This is a genomic window from Corallococcus aberystwythensis (assembly GCF_003612165.1).
GTDB lineage: Bacteria > Myxococcota > Myxococcia > Myxococcales > Myxococcaceae > Corallococcus > Corallococcus aberystwythensis.
This window is the reverse complement of sequence record NZ_RAWK01000470.1, coordinates 1-3,523: the sequence shown is the minus strand read 5'-3', so window position 1 is coordinate 3,523 and position 3,523 is coordinate 1. Positions and strand designations below refer to the sequence as shown.

Annotated in this window: 5 protein-coding genes; all 5 read left to right on the top strand. The window is 71.8% G+C overall.

The genetic code is table 11. The features are described 5' to 3' along the window. Nucleotides 1-436: HEAT repeat domain-containing protein (locus tag D7W81_RS40440; protein ID WP_244227778.1), on the top strand; the 436-nt coding region annotated here is incomplete at its 5' end. Nucleotides 437-532: 96 nt separating this feature from the next. After that, on the top strand, nucleotides 533-1,060 hold the full coding sequence (locus tag D7W81_RS40435) for a DivIVA domain-containing protein (RefSeq protein ID WP_014397740.1): 528 nt from the start codon (nucleotides 533-535) through the stop codon (nucleotides 1,058-1,060). A 9-nt stretch (nucleotides 1,061-1,069) separates the two neighbouring features. Continuing rightward, nucleotides 1,070-1,369, top strand: coding sequence for a DUF167 domain-containing protein (locus D7W81_RS40430; RefSeq protein WP_120560642.1), 300 nt, complete (start codon nucleotides 1,070-1,072; stop codon nucleotides 1,367-1,369). An 8-nt stretch (nucleotides 1,370-1,377) separates the two neighbouring features. Further along, complete coding sequence (locus D7W81_RS40425; RefSeq protein ID WP_120560641.1) at nucleotides 1,378-2,658, top strand: peptidase MA family metallohydrolase; 1,281 nt, start codon at nucleotides 1,378-1,380, stop codon at nucleotides 2,656-2,658. A 182-nt stretch (nucleotides 2,659-2,840) separates the two neighbouring features. Then, entirely contained in the window at nucleotides 2,841-3,383 is a 543-nt protein-coding gene (locus tag D7W81_RS40420; protein WP_208721675.1) for a hypothetical protein, read from the top strand. Nucleotides 3,384-3,523: the final 140 nt, after the last annotated feature.

Below are 3,523 nucleotides of genomic sequence, written 5' to 3'. Positions count from 1 at the left end.
GCCCCCGGAGGACGGGGGCCCCGCGTCGGACCTCTCCCTTCTGAGGGGCCTCTTGTGGGCGGCCGAGCCCGCGCCGGAGGAGATCCGCTCGCTCGCCATTGAAGACCTGGCGCTGCTGGGCGACCCGCGCGCCCTGGACCCGCTGGCCGCGTTCATCTGGGACCCGAACCCGCGCATCCAGCAGGCCGCGTTGCGCGCGGTGGCCCTCTTCCAGCACCGCCGCGCGGAGGAGATCCTGGGCAACGTCGTGCGCCACCCGCGCCTGCCGGACGCGCTGAAGATTCAAGCGCTGAGCGGGCTGCTGTATCAACGCACCCCCACCGCGCGCCGCGTGGTGCAGGACGTGGCCGCTGACAGCCGCGTGGGCTACGCGGTGCAGAACGCCGCGCGCTCGGTGGCGTCGCAGTGGGAAGCCGCCCCGGCCGCCACGCCCTGAAACACGCCTGCCCGCCTGCTCTCCAGGCCTGACGCCTCCCGGGCCCCGCGGGGCCGATTCCTGGAGTGCGCGCGTGTATGGGTTAGACTGGGGCGCATGAAGATCACCCCCCTCGACATCCGGCAGAAGCGCTTCGAGACGGTGATGCGCGGCTTCGCGCGTCCCGAAGTGGGCGCGTACCTGGAGCTGATCGCCGGCGAGTTCGAGGAGGTGGTGAAGGAGAACATCGCGCTCAAGGAGGAGCTGAAGCGCACGCAGGCGCGGCTCGAGCAGCATCAGGAGCGCGAGCGCACCCTCCAGGAGACGATGGTCACCGCCCAGCGCATCAGCGAGGACCTGAAGGACGCCGCGAAGAAGGAAGCGGAGATCATCATCGCGGACGCGGAGCACCAGGCGGAGAAGATCGTCCACGGCGCCCACCAGCGGCTGGTGCAGGTGGTGGAGGACATCAACGAGCTCAAGCGCCAGCGCACCCAGTTCGAGTCGCAGGTGCGCTCCGTGGTGGAGGCCCACCGCAAGCTCCTGGAGACGTTCGCCGCGCCCACCTTCGCGGACCGCGACTACGCGCGCGTGGAGGACAACGTCGCGTTCCTGTCGCAGAAGAAGGCCACCTCCAACGACTAGCACCCGCGCATGCCCGCCCCCTGGCTCAAGGCCGTACCCGCCGGGGTGGAGCTGACGGTGCTCGTCCAGCCGCGCGCGTCCCGCACGAAGGTGGTGGGCGAGCATGACGGCCAGCTGAAGATCCAGCTCGCCGCGCCGCCCGTGGATGGGGAAGCGAATGCGGCCCTGGTGGAATTCATCGCCAAAACGCTGGGCGTGCCGCGTCGCCAGGTGACCCTGGTGTCGGGTGACACGTCGCGCCGTAAGCGATTGAAGGTGGAGGGGGTTGATGCGCCGGCGGTCGAGGCTGTTATCTCTGGTGGACCGTGAGGCCACGCATGCTCCGCCTGTTCGCCTTCCTGATGATGCTGCTGGCCTCGCCGGGCGTGTTCGCGCAGGACGAAGGTCCCCGTGGCATCCACGCCACGGAGGCCGTCGTCACCGACACCGCGCTCGTGCCCCACGCCCGCCCCGCCATCGTCGCGGGCGAGCTGAAGACGCAGCGCTTCGTCATCCTGCACACCGCGAAGGCGGCGGGCGCGGCCCGGGCGCTGGCCGGACAGATTGAGGGCGTGCGGGACACCTTCGGCGCCATGCTGGGCCGTGACTGGCCGGGCACCACCGAAATCCGCCTGGGCGTGGGCCGCCAGGAGTTCGAGGCGCTGGCGCTCCCCGGCGGCAGGCCCCCGGGCTGGGCGGTGGCGCTCGCGTACCCCGGGCATCAGATCATCCTGCTGGACGCGCTGAGCCTGAGCGACACGGAAGGCCCCACCACGCTGCGGCACGAACTGGCGCACGTGGCCCTGGGCCAGCTGGCGAAGGACTGGCCCCGCTGGTTCCAGGAAGGCGTGGCGCAGAACCTCACCGACGAGCGCTACTCCGTCGCCCACTACAGCGCGCTCTTCCGCGCGGTGACGCAGGAGCGCGTCTTCCACTTCGAGGACCTGGCCGAGGACTGGCCGGACGTGCCCGCGGACGTCGAAATCGCCTACGCGCAGAGCGCCGCCTTCGTGGCCTTCCTCACCGGCAAGCACGGCTCGCACGCCATGGGTCTGCTGGTGGACGGCGTGCGCGCGGGAGAGCCCTTCGAGCAGGCCTTCGGCAAGGCCTTCCGCACGTCGCTGCTCCTGGAGGAGCAGAACTGGCGCGAGGGGCTCGCGGCCCGGTACGGCTGGCTGCCGCTCACCACCAGCTCCGCGCTCCTGTGGCTCACGGCCTCCATCCTGTGCGTGGCCGCCTTCGCGCGCCGCATGCGGCAGAAGTCCGCGCGGATGACGGAGCTGGCCGCGGAGGACGCCGCCGAGGACGCCGCGCTGCGCCTGCTCGCCGCCGCCCGCGCCGCGGGGCCCGTGCCCGTGGACGGCGCCGAGCCGCTGTCCCCCGCCCTCCCCTGGCCGGAATGGCCTGGGGCCACGACGCAGGCTCCGCCCAACCCGTCCGCCCCCGCACAGCCTGAAGCCCTGGAGGGTGCACCGGAGGCGCTGGAGTCGGGCGCGGGCCTCCCGGAGGCCCCGGAGGGCACCGGTGCGGCAGACGAGGAGCTGGAGGCCGCCAGCGGCGAGTACGAGCTGGACGGCGAGTCCCCGTCAGGCCGCCCGCCCAAGCCGACGCTCCACTGAGGCGCGCGACGTGCCCAGGCAGGGAAGGTTCTTCCCCTGCCCCCCGCCTTTCAACATCCGCCCCGTAGGATTTACGCCCTCCGGCCTCCCTTCAGGGCAGCCCCATTGCCCAAGTGGGCGGATTCATTGGGAACTGGCATACGTCTGGCGTTGGCAAAGCCCTTGCTATGTCTTTGCTCGCGATGCGGACGACAACGGACATGGCGGCGGAGCGGGGACGGAAGAAGGCCGGGGCGGCCCGGGTCTTCAGCAGGCAGCCGGAGCGCATCGCGGCGCTGTGGCGGCGGATGCGGCTGGCGGCGCACGAGGGCCAGGGCGTTCCGGGCGCCAGCCTGCTGGACGGACTGGTGGAGCCCTTCGTCCGGGAGCTGGGGCTGACGCTGGAGGGCGCGGAGTCCAGCCCCTGGAGCCGCACCCGCGCGGTGCTGCGCCTGGCGCCGGAGCGTGGCGCTCGGGCCCTGCATGACGAATTCGCACTGCTGCGGCGGTGCCTGGTGGACGCCCTGGAGGTGCTGGGCGGTGGGGACACGGAGCGCCAGCGCATCAACCGCGCGCTCGACGAGGCCGTGGACAGCGCGGTGGCGCTGCTCCAGCGGATGGCGGATCCGAAGGCGGATGGTCCCCGGGTGCCGTTTGGCGGGCTGGTGGTGGAGTACTTCGAGCGGCCGTCCCATGCGCGCCGGGCCCCCGCGGGCCGTCGCGACGAGCGGTCCGCCATGCACTGAATTTGAGTCCCACGAACAGGGATTGAACGGCGCGCGGGAGGCGCCAGGGTTTTGTTGTAAGGGTTTGCCGATCCGTCCGGCTTGACACTCCTCAACGAGGAAGGGTCCGGGGGCTGGCGGGAGGGTGCGCTGTCATGGAT